This window comes from Nocardioides flavus (ex Wang et al. 2016) (genome assembly GCF_014653115.1).
Taxonomy (GTDB): Bacteria; Actinomycetota; Actinomycetes; order Propionibacteriales; family Nocardioidaceae; genus Nocardioides; species Nocardioides flavus.
The window spans coordinates 1-1,185 of sequence record NZ_BNAD01000033.1 but is presented as its reverse complement, the minus strand read 5'-3'; the positions used below and the strand labels follow the sequence as shown (position 1 = coordinate 1,185).

Annotated in this window: 1 protein-coding gene; it reads right to left on the bottom strand. The window is 68.4% G+C overall.

The window, feature by feature from the left end:
• Positions 1-1,058: IS256 family transposase (locus IE200_RS20465; protein WP_191281340.1), on the bottom strand; the 1,058-nt coding region annotated here is incomplete at its 3' end.
• Between the last annotated feature and the right edge of the window lie 127 nt (positions 1,059-1,185).

Here is a 1,185-nt window from a genome sequence, read left to right as displayed (position 1 = left end):
GAGTCGGTGCGGCGCCGGATCTCGCGGTTGAGGCGTTCGGCGGGGTTGTTGGACCAGATCTGGGTCCACACGTCCTTCGGGAAGCCGGTGAAGGCGAGGATGTCGTCGCGGGCGGCGTCGAGGTGGTCGTGGACCTCGGGCAGCTTGTCGTCGACGTAGTCCAGGAGCCGGTCGAACTGGGCATGGACAGCGGGACGGTCGGGCTGGTCGTAGACCGAGTGCAGCATCGCCTTCACCGCCGGCCACATGCTCTTGGGTGTCACGCTCATGAGGTTCGCGGCGTAGTGGGTGCGGCAGCGCTGCCAGGAGGCTCCGGGCAGGTTCGCCGCGATCGCCTCGACCAGGCCGGCGTGGGCATCGGAGGTGACCAGCCGGACTCCGCTGAGGCCGCGGGCGACGAGGTCGGCGAAGAACTCGTTCCACACCGGACCGGTCTCACTGGTGGCCACGCGCATGCCGAGGACCTCGCGGTGCCCGTCGCCGTTGACGCCGGTCGCGAGCAGCACCACGGCGTTGATCACCCGGCCTCCCTCGCGCAGCTTCATCGTCAACGCGTCGGCCGCGACGAAGGTGAACGGTCCGGCGGCATCCAATGGCCGGTGGCGGAACTGCTCGACGTGCTCGTCGAGCTCGGCGGCCATCCGCGAGACCTGCGACTTGGACAGCGAGTCGATGCCGAGGGTCTTGACCAGCTTGTCCATCCGTCGGGTGGACACGCCGGCGAGGTAGCAGTCGGCCACGACGGTGATCAGTGCGGCCTCGGCGCGCTTGCGACGCTCGAGGAGCCACTCGGGGAAGTAGGTGCCCTTACGAAGCTTGGGGATCGCGACATCGATCGTCCCGACCCGGGTGTCCAGGTCGCGGTGGCGGTAGCCATTGCGCTGCGCCGTGCGGCTTGGCGACGGCCGGCCGTACTCGGCGCCGACCACCGCATCGGCGTCCGCACAGAGCAGGGCGTTGATCATCGTCTGCAGCAGCTCGCGCATCAGATCGGGACTGGCTTCGGCGAGTGCTTCGCCCAGCAGGCGTGCAGGGTCGACAATGTGGGGAGCGGTCATCGTGATGGTCCTCGAGGATTCGGTAGAAGGTTGACTCGAAGGATCACGCGGTGGCCGCGCCTGCGTCCGACGTACACGCCGGGGACGACCTCGACGACCGCGCTACACCACTATCGGGGACTCAACT